General features: G+C 75.0%; 17 protein-coding genes. 7 read left to right on the top strand and 10 right to left on the bottom strand.

Going from position 1 to position 16,192, the window contains the following annotated elements; all coding sequences use genetic code 11:
• Positions 1-8: 8 nt before the first annotated feature.
• The 5 genes from efeB to IE287_RS34830 all read right to left on the bottom strand — a co-directional run bounded on the left by efeB (position 9) and on the right by IE287_RS34830 (position 5,553).
• Positions 9-1,250 carry an iron uptake transporter deferrochelatase/peroxidase subunit gene (gene efeB / locus IE287_RS34850; RefSeq protein WP_189853387.1) on the bottom strand — a complete coding sequence of 414 codons (1,242 nt, stop codon included), beginning with the start codon at positions 1,248-1,250 and terminating at the stop codon, positions 9-11.
• Positions 1,247-2,398: an iron uptake system protein EfeO gene (efeO, locus tag IE287_RS34845; RefSeq protein WP_189853385.1), complete on the bottom strand. Its 1,152-nt coding sequence runs from the start codon at positions 2,396-2,398 to the stop codon at positions 1,247-1,249. The genes efeB and efeO overlap by 4 nt, the downstream gene beginning before the upstream one ends.
• Before the next feature lie 175 nt (positions 2,399-2,573).
• On the bottom strand, positions 2,574-3,446 hold the full coding sequence (locus tag IE287_RS34840; RefSeq protein ID WP_189853383.1) for a heme ABC transporter ATP-binding protein: 873 nt from the start codon (positions 3,444-3,446) through the stop codon (positions 2,574-2,576).
• Positions 3,443-4,555 carry a FecCD family ABC transporter permease gene (locus tag IE287_RS34835; RefSeq protein ID WP_189853381.1) on the bottom strand — a complete coding sequence of 371 codons (1,113 nt, stop codon included), beginning with the start codon at positions 4,553-4,555 and terminating at the stop codon, positions 3,443-3,445. The genes IE287_RS34840 and IE287_RS34835 overlap by 4 nt, the downstream gene beginning before the upstream one ends.
• Positions 4,552-5,553, bottom strand: a complete 1,002-nt coding sequence (locus IE287_RS34830; protein ID WP_189853379.1) for a heme/hemin ABC transporter substrate-binding protein — start codon at positions 5,551-5,553, stop codon at positions 4,552-4,554. Before IE287_RS34830 ends, IE287_RS34835 begins: the two co-directional genes overlap by 4 nt.
• A gap of 126 nt (positions 5,554-5,679) precedes the next feature.
• Here IE287_RS34830 and IE287_RS34825 point away from each other — a divergent pair, with 126 nt between their 5' ends.
• The 3 genes from IE287_RS34825 to IE287_RS34815 all read left to right on the top strand — a co-directional run bounded on the left by IE287_RS34825 (position 5,680) and on the right by IE287_RS34815 (position 9,745).
• Entirely contained in the window at positions 5,680-7,158 is a 1,479-nt protein-coding gene (locus IE287_RS34825; RefSeq protein WP_189853377.1) for an HtaA domain-containing protein, read from the top strand.
• A gap of 122 nt (positions 7,159-7,280) precedes the next feature.
• Complete coding sequence (locus IE287_RS34820) at positions 7,281-8,933, top strand: HtaA domain-containing protein (protein ID WP_189853375.1); 1,653 nt, start codon at positions 7,281-7,283, stop codon at positions 8,931-8,933.
• Positions 8,934-9,067: 134 nt separating this feature from the next.
• Complete coding sequence (locus tag IE287_RS34815; RefSeq protein ID WP_189853373.1) at positions 9,068-9,745, top strand: PhzF family phenazine biosynthesis protein; 678 nt, start codon at positions 9,068-9,070, stop codon at positions 9,743-9,745.
• A 9-nt stretch (positions 9,746-9,754) separates the two neighbouring features.
• Here IE287_RS34815 and IE287_RS34810 read toward each other — a convergent pair whose 3' ends face one another.
• Together IE287_RS34810 and map are read right to left on the bottom strand one after the other, a co-directional pair.
• On the bottom strand, positions 9,755-10,405 hold the full coding sequence (locus tag IE287_RS34810) for a biliverdin-producing heme oxygenase (protein WP_189853371.1): 651 nt from the start codon (positions 10,403-10,405) through the stop codon (positions 9,755-9,757).
• A gap of 116 nt (positions 10,406-10,521) precedes the next feature.
• On the bottom strand, positions 10,522-11,379 hold the full coding sequence (map, locus tag IE287_RS34805) for a type I methionyl aminopeptidase (protein WP_189853369.1): 858 nt from the start codon (positions 11,377-11,379) through the stop codon (positions 10,522-10,524).
• Positions 11,380-11,440: 61 nt separating this feature from the next.
• Between map and IE287_RS34800 the strand changes: the two genes are divergently transcribed.
• Positions 11,441-11,671, top strand: a complete 231-nt coding sequence (locus IE287_RS34800) for a hypothetical protein (RefSeq protein ID WP_189853367.1) — start codon at positions 11,441-11,443, stop codon at positions 11,669-11,671.
• A 22-nt stretch (positions 11,672-11,693) separates the two neighbouring features.
• Here IE287_RS34800 and IE287_RS34795 read toward each other — a convergent pair whose 3' ends face one another.
• On the bottom strand, positions 11,694-13,001 hold the full coding sequence (locus IE287_RS34795) for an MFS transporter (protein WP_189853365.1): 1,308 nt from the start codon (positions 12,999-13,001) through the stop codon (positions 11,694-11,696).
• A gap of 47 nt (positions 13,002-13,048) precedes the next feature.
• A complete protein-coding gene (locus IE287_RS34790; RefSeq protein WP_189853363.1) occupies positions 13,049-13,648 on the bottom strand; it encodes a hypothetical protein in 600 nt (199 codons plus the stop codon).
• A gap of 92 nt (positions 13,649-13,740) precedes the next feature.
• On the opposite strand from IE287_RS34790, the gene npdG reads away from it, so the two are divergent.
• Both npdG and IE287_RS34780 read left to right on the top strand, forming a co-directional pair.
• Positions 13,741-14,439 carry an NADPH-dependent F420 reductase gene (npdG, locus tag IE287_RS34785; protein WP_189853361.1) on the top strand — a complete coding sequence of 233 codons (699 nt, stop codon included), beginning with the start codon at positions 13,741-13,743 and terminating at the stop codon, positions 14,437-14,439.
• A 47-nt stretch (positions 14,440-14,486) separates the two neighbouring features.
• A complete protein-coding gene (locus IE287_RS34780) occupies positions 14,487-14,726 on the top strand; it encodes a hypothetical protein (protein ID WP_189853359.1) in 240 nt (79 codons plus the stop codon).
• Here the strand turns inward: IE287_RS34780 and IE287_RS34775 are convergent.
• Complete coding sequence (locus tag IE287_RS34775; RefSeq protein ID WP_189853357.1) at positions 14,723-15,517, bottom strand: site-2 protease family protein; 795 nt, start codon at positions 15,515-15,517, stop codon at positions 14,723-14,725. The genes IE287_RS34780 and IE287_RS34775 overlap by 4 nt on opposite strands.
• 100 nt (positions 15,518-15,617) lie before the next feature.
• On the opposite strand from IE287_RS34775, the gene IE287_RS34770 reads away from it, so the two are divergent.
• Positions 15,618-16,192: AfsR/SARP family transcriptional regulator (locus tag IE287_RS34770; RefSeq protein WP_229883939.1), on the top strand; the 575-nt coding region annotated here is incomplete at its 3' end.

The raw sequence follows: 16,192 nt of genomic DNA, 5'->3' as shown, positions 1-16,192 counted from the left end.
TCCCAGGGTTACGAGAAAAGGCCGCGGCCCCACCAGTCGTCCGCGTCGCGGACGCCGGGCGGGACGGCGAAGACCGCCGAACCGACGTGCTGGATGTACTCGTTGAGGGCGTCGGACCGGGACAGGGCGGTCTGCACCGGGACGAAGCCGGAGCGCACGTCCCGCTGGTAGGCGAGGAAGAACAGGCCCGCGTCGAGCCGGCCGAGGCCGTCGGTGCCGTCGGTGAAGGAGTAGCCGCGGCGCAGCAGCCGCGCCCCGCCGTTGGCGTCCGGGTGGGCGAGGCGGACGTGGGAGTCCGGCTTCATCGCCTTGAGGAAGGGCTCGTCGTGCTCCTTCGCCTTCCCGACGGGCGCGCCCTCCTTCTTGTCCCGGCCGAAGATGTCCTCCTGCTCGGCGAGCGGGGTGCGGTCCCAGGTCTCGACGTTCATCCGGATCCGGCGGGCGACCAGGTAGGAGCCCCCGGCCATCCAGGAGCCGCCGCCGGCGGCGTCCTTCGCGCCGACCCAGACGTGCCGGTCCAGGGCGGCGGTGTCGGTGCCGGGGACGTTGCGGGTGCCGTCCTTGAAGCCGAAGAGGTTGCGCGGGGTCTGCGCGTCCGGGGTGGTCGAGGAGGTCTTGCCGAAGCCCAGCTGGGACCAGCGGACCGCGACGGTGCCGAAGCCGATGCGGGCGAGGTTGCGGACGGCGTGCACGGCGACCTGCGGGTCGTCGGCGCAGGCCTGCACGCACAGGTCGCCGCCGCTGCGCGCCGGGTCGAGGTTGTCGCCCGGGAAGCGGGGCAGCTCCACCAGGGCGCCGGGCCGGCGGTCCTTCAGGCCGAACCGCCCGTCGAAGAGGGAGGGGCCGAAGCCGAGGGTGAGGGTGAGGCGGGAGGGCTTGAGGCCGAGCGCCTCGCCGGTGTCGTCCGGCGGCGCCTCCGGCAGTCCGCCGTGGGCGCCCTCGCCGACCTCGCGGCCCGCGGCCATCCGCTCGGCGGCCCGGGTCCACTCCGTCAGGAGCCGCACCAGCTTCTCGCGGTCGCCGGTGGTGACGTCGAAGGAGGCGAAGTGCAGCCGGTCCTGGACGGGGGTGGCGATGCCGGCCTGGTGCGGGCCGTGGAAGGGGACGGCGGCGCCGCCGTCCGCGACGGGCGCCGTCGCGTCGCCGCCGCGCGCCAGTGCCGCGGCGCCGCCGGCGACGGCGGCGCCGAGGGCGAGGCCGCCGCCGGCGGCGAGGACGGTGCGGCGGCCCGGGCCGCCGGCGGTGGTCACTTGACGACCGCGGCGGCGAGCTTGGAGAGCGGCTCGGCCAGCGCGTTGACGCCGTCCGAGAGCTCCTTGCGCTCGGCCTTGCCGACCTTGTCGTAGGAGGTGAAGTCGTAACCGGTCTTGTCGGCGCGGTACTTGTCGAGCAGCGCGTTCAGCGCGGCGAACTGCCGGTCCAGCTCGCCGACGAGGGCGGGGTCGTTCTTCGAGGCGATCGGCTTGAGCAGGTCGAAGGACTTCTGGGCGCCCTCGACGTTGGCCTTGAAGTCGACCAGGTCGGTGTGGGAGTAGCGCTCCTCCTCACCGGTGACCTTGCCGGTGGCGACCTCGTCGAGGAGCTCCTTGGCGCCGTTGGCCATGGAGGTGGGGGTGATCTCGGCGGTACCGACGCGCTTCACCCAGTCCGCGAGGTCCGCGTCGAGCCGGTCGGCGAGCTGCCGCTCGCGGGTGGTGATCTTCTCGTCCTGCCAGAGCGCCTTCTCCAGGCGGTGCCAGCCGGTCCAGTCCTTCGCCGGGTCCTGGCCCTCCTCCAGGCCGTCCTCGCGGACGTCGACCTTCGGGTCGATGTCGCCGAAGGACTCGGCGACCGGCTCGGTGCGCTCCCAGCCGATGCGGGAGGGGGCGTAGGCCTTCTTCGCGGCCTCCAGGTCGCCGGCGCGGACCGCGTCGGTGAAGGCCTTCGCCCGCGGCAGCGTCTCCTCGGCCTGGGCCTGGACGTACTGGCGGTACGCCGCGACGGCGGCGTCCATCTCGGCGGAGCGCTTCGGGGCGACGGCCCCGCCGGTGAGGGTGACGGCCTGGCGGATGCCGGCGCCGGTCATGCCGGGCTTGCAGACGATCGCGTACGCGCCGGCCTTGATCTCGGCGGTGAGCGTGGCCCTGGTGCCGGGGCCGATGTTCTCGCGCTCGGCGACGATCCGGTCGTCCGGGTGGAGGACGTAGACCTCGGTGACCTTGGAGCCGCGGTTCTCCACCTCCAGGGTGACGTGGCCGGCCGGGAACTCCTTCCTCGACACCTCGCAGGAGTCGTCCTTGGCGGTGACGGTGATCCCGTCACCGGCCTTGGCGTCGCTCTTCGCGGTGCAGCCGGTGACGGCGGCCAGGACGGCGGCGCCCGCCAGGGCGGTGACGGCGGTGGTGCGGACGGCTCGCATGAAGGCTCCAGGACGGGGCGACGGGACGGGGATGCCGCTGGGGCGGACCCAACTCAACCGAGGCTTACCTCACTCGAAACGGTCCGTCCAGTGAGGTGCCTCTCACGTCCGGCGGAACGGACACGGGGCGGTCACGGGTCCGCCACGACCGCCCCATCCCGGGGTCAAGCACCGGTCAAGCGGGGCGATGTGACCCGATGTGCGCCGCGATCGGGTCCCGGTGCGGGACGACCTGCGGGACGCCCGTCCGCGGGTGCGGGAAGACCTCCACCGGCTGCCGGTAGACCCGGCTCAGCAGCTCCTCGCCGAACACCTCGGCGGGCGGCCCGTCGGCGGCCACTCCGCCCCCGTGCACGACCCCCACCCGGTCCGCGTGCGCCGCCGCGAGCCCCAGGTCGTGCAGGACGACCACCACCGCGTCCCCGGCCGCCGCCCGCTCCCGGCAGACCCGCAGCACCAGTTCCTGGTGGCGCAGGTCGAGCGCGGCGGTCGGCTCGTCGAGCAGCAGCAGCCCGGTCCGCTGGGCCAGCACCCGGGCGAGCGCCACCCGGGCCCGCTCCCCGCCGGAGAGCGCGGAGAAGGGGCGCGCGGCGAACTCCGTGACCTCGGTCGCGGCCATCGCCTCCGCCACCGCCGCCCCGTCCTCCGCCTCCCGCGCGGTCCCCGCCCACGGGGCCCGGCCCATCCGGACCACGTCCGCGACCGGGAAGGGGAAGGAGAGCTCGGCGGTCTGCGGCAGCACCGCCCGCCGCAGCGCCAGTTCGGGCGCGCTCCACTCCCCGGCGGCCCGGCCCCCGATCCGCACCGTCCCGGCCGCGGGCGCCAGGTCCCCGGCGAGCACCGACAGCAGCGTCGACTTCCCGGCGCCGTTGGGCCCCACCAGGGCCAGCACCTCGCCGGCGCGCACCCCGATCCGGGCCCCGTCGAGGACGGCCCGCCGCCCCCGCACCACGCGCACCCCGTCCGCCTCGGCGGCGAGGCCGCCCGGCTCCACGGGGGCCGGCAGCTCCCTCGTACGCCTCCGGAACAGCTCCTTCACGCCGCTCATGCCCAACCACCCTGCTTCCGACGGGTCCTGCGCAGCAGCCAGAAGAAGAACGGGCTGCCGATGAGGGCGGTGAGGACGCCCAGGGGGAGTTCGGCGGGGGCCGCGAGGGTGCGGGCCGCCAGGTCGCCGGCGGTGAGCGCGACCGCCCCGCCGAGCGCGCTGCCGGGGATCAGGAAGCGGTGCCCCGGGCCGTTCGCCATCCGCAGCACGTGCGGCACGACCAGGCCGACGAAGGTCACGATGCCGGAGACGGCGACCGCCGCCGCCGTCAGCAGCGCCACCACCAGGATCAGCGCGATCCGCAGCCGCTCCACCTCCACGCCCAGGTGCCGGGCGGGCCGCTCGCCGAGCGCGAGCAGGTCGAGCCGGCGGGCGTACAGCGGGGCGACGGCCAGGCCGAGCAGCGCGCACGGCAGCACCGCGAGCACCTTCGGCCAGGTGGCCTGCGCCAGCGAACCCAGCTGCCAGAAGGTGATCTGGCTGATCTGCGCGTTGTCCGCGAAGAAGAGGAAGAGCCCGATCAGCGCGCCCGCGAAGGCGGTCACGGCGATGCCGGTGAGGATCAGCGTGACGACCTCCGTCCGGCCGCCGGAGCGGGACATCGCGTAGACGAGGACCACCGTGACGAGCCCGCCCGCGAAGGCGAAGACGGTCACCGTCCAGGTGCCGAGGAACCCCGCGCCGAGCACGATCGCGCCGACCGCGCCGACGGCCGCGCCGGAGGAGATGCCGATGACGCCGGGTTCGGCGAGCGGGTTGCCGAAGACGCCCTGCATCAGGGCGCCGGCGCAGCCGAGGGAGGCGCCGACGAGGAGGGCGAGCACCACCCGGGGCAGCCGGATGTTCCACAGCACGCTCTCGGCGGTCCGGTCCAGGGCGTGCCCGCCGAGGCCGGTCCGGTGCTGGACCGAGGCGAGGACGTCGCCGAGCGGGATGCCGTACGCGCCGATGCCGGCGGACAGCAGGGCGAGCAGCAGCAGGGCGGCGAGCAGTCCGCCGGCGAGCAGGGCGGTGCGGCCGCGCCGGGGCGCGGGGCCGGGAGCCTTCCCGGGGTCCTCGGCGGCCGTCGGGCCCTCGGGGGAGGCCGCGCGCTCCCGGAGCGCCGTCACTTCCCCTCCCCGTAGAGCTGGTCCACCAGCGAGGCGAGCACCTGGTCGGTGCGCGGCCCGTAGTTGAGGAGGACGCCGTCGTCGACGGAGACGACCCGGCGGTCGGCTCCGGCCGGGGTCTCGGCGACGCCGGGGATCTTCACCAGTCCGTCGACCCCGCCGACGGACCGCAGGCCCTTGGTCATGACGAGGATCGCGTCGGGGGCTGCCTGGGCGAGGGCCTCGGTGGTGATGGGGGTGAAGTCCTTCTTCAGCCCCGACTCCTTGCCCGCGTCGACCGCGCCGGCCGCCTCCAGGAGCGAGCTCGCCCCGGACTCGGCGCCGCCGAGGAGGTAGACGGCTGCCGAACCGCGCACGTAGAGGAAGGCGACGCGCGGCCTGTCGGCGTGGGCGGGGATCTTCTCCCGCACGGCGTCGAGCCGTTCGGCGGTCCGCTCGCGCAGCTCCTCGCCGGCGGCGGGCACGCCGAGCGCGGCGGCCACGCCGTCGATGCGGCTGCCGACGTCGTCGAGGTCCTTGGCGGCCGGGACGACGACGAGCGGGACGCCCGCGTCGCGGATCTGGGCGATCGCCTCGGCGGGGCCGGTGGTGGACTCGGCGAGGACGAGGGTCGGCTTCAGGGAGAGGACGCTCTCGGCGGAGACGTCGTGGGCGCGGGTCACCACCGGGAGCCCCGCGGCCTGTTCGAAGGTGGCGGTGACGTCCTTGGCCACGACCCGGTCACCCAGGCCGAGGGTGAAGACGATCTCGCTGAGCGAGCCGCTGAGCGGCACGATCCGCTCGGCCGAGCCGACGGTCACCCGCCGGCCGTCGGCGGAGGCGACGGTGACGGGGAGCCGCGGGGAGTGCGGGGAGGCGAGCGGTTCGACCCGGTCGGGTGCGGCGGCCGCCGTCGCGCCGCGAGCGGGCTCGGGGCCGTCCCCGCCTCCGCATCCGGTCGCCGTGAGGGCGAGGGCGATTACTGCTGTCAGCGCTCCCGCTAGGCGAGTTCTGCGCACCGGACACCGTCCTGTCGTTCCGCTTCGGAGCTTCGTCGCCCGGCTTCGGTGGCAAGGGTTCCGGCCGGGACTGGCTGTAGCTTAGGTTAGCCTTACCTCACTCGCTAGCCCTCGGAGGGGTGCTCCATGCTGCTGTCCAGATCCGGCCGCGCGCTCGCCGCGACCGTGTTCGCGGCCCTGCTCGCCGCCCTCGTCCCGGCCGGCGCCGCGCACGCGGAGAGCCGCACGGTGCAGGGCGGCCGGCTCGACTGGGGCATCAAGTCCTCCTTCCAGGGCTACGTCACCGGACCGGTCGCGCAAGGAAGCTGGAGCCTCACCGGCGGCGCCGCCACGGTCGGCGCCCAGTACCGCTTCCACTCCGCGCAGGGCTCGTACGACCCCGCCACCGGCACCTTCGAAGCCGCCTTCGGCGGCGGCGTCCACTTCACCGGACACCGCAAGGCCGACGGCACGCACGAGCTCGACCTCACCATCAGCAGGCCCCGGATCCGGATCCAGGGCGGCGTCGGCACCCTCTACGCCGACATGGCGAGCAAGGCCAAGGGCAGCGGCCGCAAGACCGTCAGCTCCCGGGTCCCGCTCGCCACCCTGAACCTCGGCGGCATCGACATGCGCGGCGGCACCGGCTCCGTCTCGCTCGCCAACGTCCCCGCCACGCTCACCGCCCAGGGCGCCACCGCCTTCGCCGGCTACTACCCGGCCGGCACCGCGCTCGACCCGGTCAGCCTCACCGTGGACGTGCGGGCCGCCCCGGCGGCGAAGTCCCCGTCCAGCGCGCCGCCCACGACCGCCCCGCCGACGACCGCTCCCGCCACGGCCGCTCCGAGGCCCACGGCGACCGCCGGCGCCGCGCTGAAGACCGCCGCCGTCGACTGGGGCGTCCGCCGCACCTTCCGCGAGTACGTCACCGGCGCCATCGCGCAGGGGCAGTGGACCCTCGCCGGCGGAGCCCAGGACGGCGGAGCCCTCTTCCGCTTCCCCTCCGGCACCGGCCGCTTCGACCCCGGGGCGGGCACCCTCGACGCCGCCTTCGCCGGCAGCGTCCGCTTCACCGGCACCCACGTCGATCTCACCCTCGCCGGGGTCACCGTGAAGGTGGCCGGCGGCACCGGCACCCTCGCCGCCGACGTCACGAGCGCCGGGAAGACCGAGAAGAAGGTCCCCCTCGTCACCTTCCCCGCCCGCGGACTCGCGCCGAAGAACGGCCTCGCCGTCGTGACCGAGGCGCCCGCCACCCTCACCGAGGGCGGCGCCCGCGCCTTCGGCGGGATGTACAGGGCGGGCACCGTGATGGACCCGGTCTCCCTCGCCGTCTCCGTCGACGCGGCGGCCGCCCTCCCGGCCCTGCCCGACCTCGGCAGCGAGCCCACGGCCACCCCGTCCGCCGCGAGCCCCTCCGCCTCCGTCGCGCCGGTGACCGCCGCCGCCTCCTCGGACTCCGGCACGCCGGTCGGCGTCTACGCCGGGATCGGCGCGGGCCTCCTGGCCGTCGCCGCCGCCGCGTACGTGCTCCTCCTCCGCCGGCGCCGCACCCCGCAGCCGGCGGACGCGACCGGGCCGGCCGGCCCGGCCGGCCCGGTCGAGGCGCCCAAGCCCACCGACTGACCTCCCCCCTTCCCCAAGCCCCCCCGCACGGGCCCGCGCAGGACGCCCGTGCGCCGGTCCCCCACGCCCTCGTGCGCCCCCGCACCCCCCCGCCCCCCGTTCCCGCCTAGGAGACCCCCGACATGGCCACCCGTATGCGCCGTCCCGTCACTCTGGCCGCCGCCGTCACCACGGCCGCCGCCCTGAGCGCCGGGGCCCTGACCCTCGCGCTCCCCGCTGCCGCCGCCGACACCCCGGCTCCGCCGGTGTCCCTCGTGGACGGCACCCTGGACTGGGGCATCAAGCAGTCCTTCCGCAACTACCTCGCGCAGCCCTTCAGCAAGGGCAGGACGACGATGGAGGGCGGCGCGACCCAGGCCGCGGGCAACGGCGTCTTCACCTTCGCCGACGGCACCGGCACCTACGACACGACGAGCCACGCCACCGCCACCGCCTTCAAGGGCGGCGTCCACTTCGAGGCCCACGACGGCGCCCTCGACATCCGCATCTCGGACGTCAGGCTCAAGACCACCGGCTCCGCCGCCCCGACCGGCGAGATCACCGCCGACGTCGTCACCAAGGAGAAGGACGGCTCCTTCACCACCCGCGGCGACGTCTCCTTCGCCGCGCTCGACATGACCGGCATCCGCCCCGGCCAGGGCGCCGGCGGCGCGATGGTCTTCAAGGACATACCGGCCAGGCTCACCGAGAAGGGCGCCGCCGCGTTCGCCGGGTTCTACAAGGAGGGCGACGCCCTCGACGCCGCCACCCTCACGGTGAAGGCCGGCTCCCGCCCGACCCCGACGACGACGCCGCCCACCACCCCGCCCACCGCCACGCCGACGACCACCCCGCCGACCACGTCCCCGACCACGCCCCCGACCACCCCGCCCACCACCGCGCCGACCACCCCCACGACGGCCCCGACCACCACCGCGCCCACCACCCCGGCGCCGACGACCACCGCGCCGAGCCCGACCTCCACCACGACCGCGCCCGCCGAGGAGCCCGGCGTCGTCGCGGGCCGGCTCACCTGGGGCGTCCTGGAGCGCTGGCGGGTGTACGTCGCCGAGCGCTGCGGCGGCACCGTCACCCCGGCCGCCGGGGCGGCGAGGTCCGGCTCCGCGTACGCCTTCCAGGTCGACGAGGCCGAGCTCGACGCGGACGCCCGCACCCTCGCCGCCTCCTTCACCGGCCGCGTCGACTTCGTCTGCGCCGCGCACGGCATCGACTGGCGGATCGGTGGCGTGAACCTCGCCGCCGACGGCACCAGGGGCAGCATCACCGCCGACGTCACCACCGCCGACGGCACCAAGAAGGGCGTGCGCTTCGCCGAGCTCGACCTGGCGAAGGCCGACTGGACCCCGAAGAACGGGGTCGTCACCCTCGCCGCCCTCCCGGCGAAGCTGACCGCCGACGGCGCCGCCCTCTTCGCCGCCCCCGGCGGCGCGTCCTTCTACGACGCGGGGCTCGCCCTGGAGCCGGTGACCGTCTCCCTCGCCCTGGACAAGGACGCCACCCTGCCGCCCACCGGCACCACGGGCTCCACGGGTTCCACCGGCACCGGCGGCACCGGCGGCTCGGGCACCACCGGCGCCGGCACCACCGGAGCGGGCACGGTCGGCGGCGGCGGCACGGTCGGCGGCGCCGGGACCGTCGGCGGCTCCGGCGCGCTCGCCGCCACGGGCTCCTCCACCCCCACCGGCCTGCTGGCCGGCGCCGCCGCGCTCGTCGTCGCCGCCGGCGGGGCCGTCGTCGTCGCCGCCCGCCGCCGCACCGGCGGCGCCGAGGGCTGACCGGCCCGCCCCCCGAAGACCGCCACCCCCGAAGACCGCCACCCCCGAAGACCGCCACCCCCCGACAGGCAGGGCCGCACCCCGGAAACGGACGTGCGGCCCTGCCGCATGCCCCTGGATGGTTGAATTCCGCCATGAACACGACTGTCACCGACGTCACGGAGATCGACGTCCTGCGGGTCTTCTGCGCGGGCGACGGCCGCCACGGCAACGCCCTCGGCGTCGTACGGGACGGGCGCACCCACCCCGACGAGGCGTCCCGGCAGGCACTGGCCAAGGAACTCGGCTACAGCGAGACCGTGTTCGTCGACGACCCCGAGCGCGGCGTCGTCGACATCTACACCCCCGGACTGCGGCTCCCCTTCGCCGGCCACCCGCTGGTCGGCTCCGCCTGGCTGCTCGACCTGGAGGTGATCCGCCCGCCCGCCGGCGAGGTCTGGGTGCGCGGCGACGGCGAGTTCACCTGGATCGAGGCCCGCGCCGAGTGGGCGCCGCCGCGCACCCTGCGCCAGTACGGCTCCGCCGCCGAGGTGGAGGCCCTGGAGGTGCCGCCGCCGGGCGAGTGGATCTACGCCTGGGCGTGGGAGGAGGAGGCCGCCGGGCGGATCCGGGCCCGCGCCTTCCCCGGTCGCGGCGACGGCATCGACGAGGACGAGGCCACCGGCGCGGCGGCCCTGCTGCTCACCGCCGAGCTGGGCCGGGCCCTGAACATCACGCAGGGCCGGGGTTCGCAGCTGCTCACTGCCCCCGGCCCTGACGGCATCGTGGAGTTGGGCGGACGCGTCCGCCTGGAGGGGACCCTCATCCGGTGAGGGCCCCGGTCACGCGCTGAGCGGGAACTCGACGCCCAGCTCGCGGAAGACGGCGCTGTTGAAGGCGAAGGCCCGCTTGCACTCGTCGACGATCCGCTGCTTCTCCAGGTCGTCCGCGTTCACCCCGTCGAGGAGCTCCCGGTAGGTCCGCTTGAAGGCGGCCGGGTTCCCGATCGCGTCGAAGACGTAGAAGCGGACGCCGTCGCCCTTGCGGTCGAAGCCCCAGGTCCGCTCGGCCTTGTCGCGGATGATCTGACCGCCCGACAGGTCCCCGAGGTAGCGCGTGTAGTGGTGGGCGACGTAGCCCGCGGGCCAGGTGCGCGCGCACTCGGCGACCCGCTCCGCGTACGCCACCGTGGCGGGCAGCGCCGAGGCGCCGGCGCGCCACTGCGGGCCGCGCAGGTGGGCGAGGTCCGCCTCCAGGGCGGCCGTGCGGAAGAGCTCGGGCCGTATGAACGGCCCGGCGACCGGGTCCTCGCGCAGCGCCTCCGCGCCCTCCTCCAGCGCCCGGTACACGAACCAGAGCTGCTCGGTGTAGCGGGCGTAGGCGTCCACGCCGAGCCGCCCGCCGAGCAGGTCGCCCATGAAGGACGACGTCTCCGCCTCGGTGTGCTGCTCGTGCGAGGCGGTGCGGATCAGGGTGGAGAAGGGCGTGTCCAAGGCGTGCCTCCGGGACCGATGGGGCGGGAACCAGCTGACCCGATTCTGCAAGGTTAGGTTTACCTAAGTCAACTGGTTCCCGACGACCTGTCGGTAAAGAGGTACCCCGTGGAGGGTCAGGGCAACGTAAGAATCTCGGCTCCCGTCGCCGTCACCACGAGCGTGTGCTCGAACTGGGCGGTCCGCCTGCGGTCCTTGGTCACCACGGTCCAGCCGTCCTCCCACATGTCGTACTCGTGGGTGCCCAGCGTCAGCATCGGCTCGATCGTGAAGGTCATGCCGGGCTGGATGACGGTGGTGTGGTGGGGCGAGTCGTAGTGCGGGACGATCAGGCCGGAGTGGAAGGACGAGTTGATGCCGTGCCCCGTGAAGTCGCGCACGACGCCGTAGCCGAAGCGCTTGGCGTACGACTCGATGACCCGGCCGACGATGTTGATCTGCCGTCCCGGCTTCACTGCCTTGATCGCGCGGTTCAGCGACTCCCGGGTGCGCTCCACCAGCAGGCGCGACTCCTCGTCGACGTCCCCGCACAGGTAGGTGGCGTTGTTGTCGCCGTGGACGCCGCCGATGTACGCCGTCACGTCCAGGTTCACGATGTCGCCGTCGCGCAGCACCGTGGAGTCCGGGATGCCGTGGCAGATGACCTCGTTGACCGAGGCGCACAGCGACTTGGGGAAGCCCCGGTAGCCGAGGGTCGACGGATAGGCGCCGTGGTCGCACATGAACTCGTGCGCGACACGGTCGAGCTCGTCGGTGGTGACGCCCGGGGCGATGTGCTTGGCGGCCTCCTCCATCGCCTGCGCGGCGATGCGGCCGGCGATCCGCATCCGTTCGATCGTGTCGGAATCCTGCACCTCGGGCCCCGTGTACGGGGTGGGAGCGGGCTTCCCCACGTACTCGGGGCGGCGGATCGAGCCCGGGACGGAGCGGGTGGGGGAGAGCTCCCCCGGAACGAGAAGCGACTGGCCAGACATACCAGCGAGTCTAACGACCGCGTCTGGGGCAGCATGGTCCCGAGGGAAGGAGCCGACGACCATGGCCCTGTTCAAGAAGCGCACGGCCGGAAAGCCGGGCGAGTGGTACTACTGCCTGGAGCACAAGAAGGTCGAGGAAGGGCCCGAATGCCCGGCGAAGAACCGGTTCGGTCCCTACGCCACCCGTGAGGAGGCCGCCCACGCCATGGACACCGCCCGCGAGCGGAACCTGGAGTGGGAGACCGACCCGCGCTGGCACGACCGGCCCCGGCCGGAAGAGGGCCGGGACTGACGGCGGGCGGCCGGGACCCGGGTCACGCGGTCCCGGCCGCCGCCTCCTGCTGGGCCTTGCGGCGCAGGGCGTCCTCGTCCGTGGCGGAGTCGTAGCGGATCAGCTTCGGCAGGGCCAGGCACAGCAGCCCCACCGAGGCCACGCAGGCCACCCCGCCCGCCCACACGGCGCTGCGGGTGCCGGTCCAGCCCGCCATCACGCCCGCCCGCACCTGGCCCAGCTGCGGGCCCACGCTGTAGGAGAGCACCTCGATGCCCGCGAGGCGGCCGCGCAGCTCCTCCGGGATCGTCTGGTTCCAGATCGTCGAGCGCCCGAGCCCGCTCAGCATGTCGCCCATGCCCGCGAAGGCCAGGCACAGCAGCACCAGCCACACGTTCCCGAACCAGCCCGCGCCCGCGATCGCCAGGCCCCAGCCCGCCGCGCCGCCCGCCACGAGCAGCCCGTGCCGCCGGACCCGCGACGTCCAGCCGCTGGTCAGGCCGAGGACCAGCGAGCCGACCGAACCCGCCGCGTACATCAGCCCCAGCGCCCACGGCGCGTCCAGATCGTCCGCGAGGAAGGGGAAGACCGCGTTCGGGAAGGCGAAGAACATCGCGGCCATGTCGATCGCGTAGGTGCCCAGCAGCACCGGCCGCGACCAGGCGTACCGCGCGCCCTCCGCGATCGACCGCAGCGAGGGCTTCTCCGCGTCGTGCGCGGGCGGCGCGGGGGAGAGGCGGCGGCACATCAGCACCGACACCGCGAAGCCGGCGAGCGTCACCGCGTACGCCGGCGCGTGCCCCGCGTAGGCCACCACCAGGCCCGCCAGCGACGGACCCGCGATCGCGCCCAGCTGCCAGCGCAGCGAGTTCAGGGCCGCCGCCGCCGTCTGCTGCGCGTGCGGCACGATCCGCGCCATCAGCGAGTCCAGCGCGGGCCGCTGGAGCCCGGCCAGCGCGGAGACGCCCGCGGCGACCACGTACAGCGGCCACAGCAGCGGCTCCTCCAGCAGCGAGTTCAGGAGCAGCAGCAGCGCGAGGAGGCCGAGCCCCGCCTCGGTCCCCACGATCACCCGCCGCCGGTCCACCGCGTCCGCCAGCGCCCCGCCGTACAGGCCGAAGACCACCAGCGGCACCAGCTCCACCGCGCCCATTGCGCCCACCGCGAGCGGCGAGTCCGTCAGCTCCTTGATCTGCAGGGGCAGCGCGACCATCGCCATGGCACTGGCGAAGAAGGTGACGAGCCCCTGTCCCCACAGGAGCCGGAAGTCCCGTGAGGACCGCCAGGGGGCGGTGTCGGGAAGCACGGCGGCGAGCCGGGCGCGGAGCGTGGGCGGAGCGGAGGAGGACACGAGGAGCCATGTTCCGTCCGATGATCGCCCGAGGCAACCGGATTCCGCTACCAGCGTGCGGGAGGCGGGGCGGTCAGCCGGTCGGCCAGCCGGGCGAGGCGGTCGTGGAAGCGCCGGCCCCGCGGAGCCGGCAGCGCGTTCTCGCCCGCCGCCGCGCTCACCAGGTGCTGGAGCGTGTCCAGGTCCACCCCCGTCCCCTCGGCGACCGCCAGCGCCTCGTGCGCCAGCCCGTGGACCTCCGCGTCGCCGCCGTCCAGGGAGAGGACCGTCGCCCCCGCCCGGCGCGCGTCGTGGACCCGCTGGAGCAGCCCCGCCTCCGGCCGCTCCGGCGCCACGACGAGCAGCGTCGCGCCCCGGCCCGCCGCCTCCAGCCGGCCGAGCCCCACCGCCAGGTGCGCCGGGTCGCCCGGCCGCGCCCCGTGCCGCACCAGCGTGGGGGCCAGCTCGGGCAGCCCGGACCAGGCCGCCTCGTCCACCAGGTGCGCCGCCAGGTGCCAGGGCTCGTACTCCCGGGTGCCGACCAGCAGCAGCCCGCCCCGCTGCGGCACCACCGACGCCCGCAGCGTCCCGGCGAAGCGGCGGGCGGCCGCCGGCCACTCCGTCCCGGCGAGCACTTCCCGCAGCAAGGCGACCCGTACGGCATCCATGGCGCCGCATCCTGCCCCAGCCGCCGTCCGCGCGGGCGCCCTTGTCCCCGATCCACCCGAACGGGGACCGAACCGGTGGGTAGGGTCGCCCCATGACTTCCTCGACTCCTCCCCGTCCCCCCAAGGACCCCTGGGACCTCCCCGACGTCTCCGGACTCGTCGTCGGCGTCCTCGGCGGCACCGGCGACCAGGGCCGCGGCCTCGCCTACCGCCTCGCCGCCGCCGGCCAGCAGGTGATCATCGGCTCCCGCGCCGCCGACCGCGCCGAGGCCGTCGCCGCCGAGATCGGCCACGGCGTCCAGGGCGCCGACAACGCCGAGTGCGCCCGCCGCAGCGACGTCGTCATCGTGGCCGTCCCCTGGGACGGCCACACCAAGACCCTGGAATCGCTGCGCGAGGAGCTCGCCGGCAAGCTCGTCGTCGACTGCGTCAACCCGCTCGGCTTCGACAAGAAGGGCGCCTACGCCCTCAAGCCCGAGGAGGGCTCCGCCGCCGAGCAGGCCGCCGCGCTGCTCCCGGACTCCCGGGTCGCCGCCGCCTTCCACCACCTGTCCGCCGTCCTCCTCAAGGACACCTCGATCGCCGAGATCGACACCGACGTCATGGTCCTCGGCGAGGAGCGCGCCGACGTCGAGATCGTCCAGGCGCTCGCCGGCCGCATCCCCGGCATGCGCGGCGTCTTCGCCGGCCGGCTGCGCAACGCCCACCAGGTCGAGTCGCTCGTCGCCAACCTGATCTCGGTGAACCGCCGCTACAAGGCCCACGCGGGCCTGCGCGTCACCGACGTCTGAGCCGGCGCCGCGCCCGGGGCGGAGCCGGAGAACGGACGCTTCGGGGCATGGGGGACACTGGTCGGGCACCGCCCCGCCGCATCCGACAGGAGCCGACCCCCATGCCCCGTCTCGCCCTCTACGCCCTCGCGGTCTGCGCCCTGGCCGTCGCCGCGGCCGTGATCTCCTTCGTCAACGGCAGCTTCATCGGCGTCGTCTGGGTCCTCCTCGCGGGCCTCTCCTCCAACATGGCCTGGTACTACGTCCGCCGCGCGAAGGTCGAGAAGGCCGCCGCCGCACAGGGCTAGACCGGGCAGAACTCCGGCGCGCCCTGCCAGAAGCGGAACAGCTCCGAGCCGCAGTAGCGGGTCAGGCCGTCGACGCCGAGGGACCGCATCAGCGCGTCGACCGCGTCGAAGAAGGCCGTGTTCACGGCCGGCACGAAGAGCAGGGCGATCACGACGAAGAAGCCGTACGGCGCGTACGGCGCGATCTTCCGCTTCAGCCCGTACGACAGCCAGGGCTCGACGATCCCGTAGCCGTCGAGACCCGGCACCGGCAGCAGGTTCAGCAGCGCGGCCGTCACCTGGAGGAACGCCAGGAAGGCCAGCGCGTACCGGAAGGCGGCCGGCACCCCGTCCAGCGCGTCCAGCCAGAACGGGGCCGTGCACACCACCGCGAAGAGCACGTTCGCCAGCGGTCCCGCCGCCGACACCAGACTGTGCCGCCACCGCCCCCTGATCCGGCCCTGCTCGATGAAGACGGCACCGCCCGGCAGGCCGATCCCGCCCATGATCACGAAGAGCACCGGCAGGACCACGCTCAGGACGGCGTGGGTGTACGCGAACGGGTTCAGGGTCAGATAGCCCTTCGCGCCCACCGTGACGTCCCCGGCGTGCAGGGCGGTGCGGGCGTGCGCGTACTCGTGCAGACAGAGCGAGACGACCCACGCCGAGACGACGAACAGGAAGATCGCCAGGCCCGGCAGGGCCGCGAAGCCCGTCCACACCGCCCAGCCGGTGACCGCCATGACGGCGAGGACCGCCAGGAAGACGGGACTGATCCGGCGCTCCCCGCGACGGACGGCGGCCGAACTCATCAGGGACCCCCGGGCCTCGTACGGACTGTGTGCGGGAGAACGTACCGCCCCGCCCCCGGGTTCCCCCCGCTTCCCGGCGCCGACGTGCCCCTCACGGAGAATGGGGGGCGTGCGCTACTGCCTCCTGGGTCCGACCCGCGTGCTGACCGCCGACGGCCACGAGCTGCCCGTCGGCGGCCCCCGCGTCCGCGCCCTGCTCACCGCCCTCGCCCTGCGGCCCGGCCGGACCCTGCCCGTGCCCGCGCTGGTCGACGAGGTCTGGCACGGCGACGAGCCGCCCGCCGACGCCGTCGCCGCCCTCCAGGCCCTGGTCGGACGGCTCCGGAAGGCGCTCGGGCGGGACCGCGTCCACTCCGCAGAGGGCGGCTACCGCCTCGGCGCCGCCCGCGAGGACGTCGACCTGTTCCGCTTCGAGGCGCTCGCCGCCGACGGCTCCGCCGCGCTCGCCGCCGGGGACCCCGGCCGGGCCGCCGCCCTCCTCGACGAGGCCCTCGCCCTGTGGGCCGGACCGGCCCTCGCCGACCTGCCCGACCGGCACGCCGAGGCCGCCCGCTGGGCCGCCCGCCGCCTGGACGCCCGCCGTGCCCGGTTCGAGGCGGCGCTCGCGCTGGGCCGGGCCGCCGAGGTCCTGCCGGAGCTGACCGCGCTCTGTGCCGGGCGGCCGCTCGACGAGCC

Source organism: Streptomyces omiyaensis (assembly GCF_014650895.1).
GTDB classification, from domain to species: domain Bacteria; phylum Actinomycetota; class Actinomycetes; order Streptomycetales; family Streptomycetaceae; genus Streptomyces; species Streptomyces omiyaensis.
This window is presented reverse-complemented; position numbering and strand designations above follow the sequence as displayed.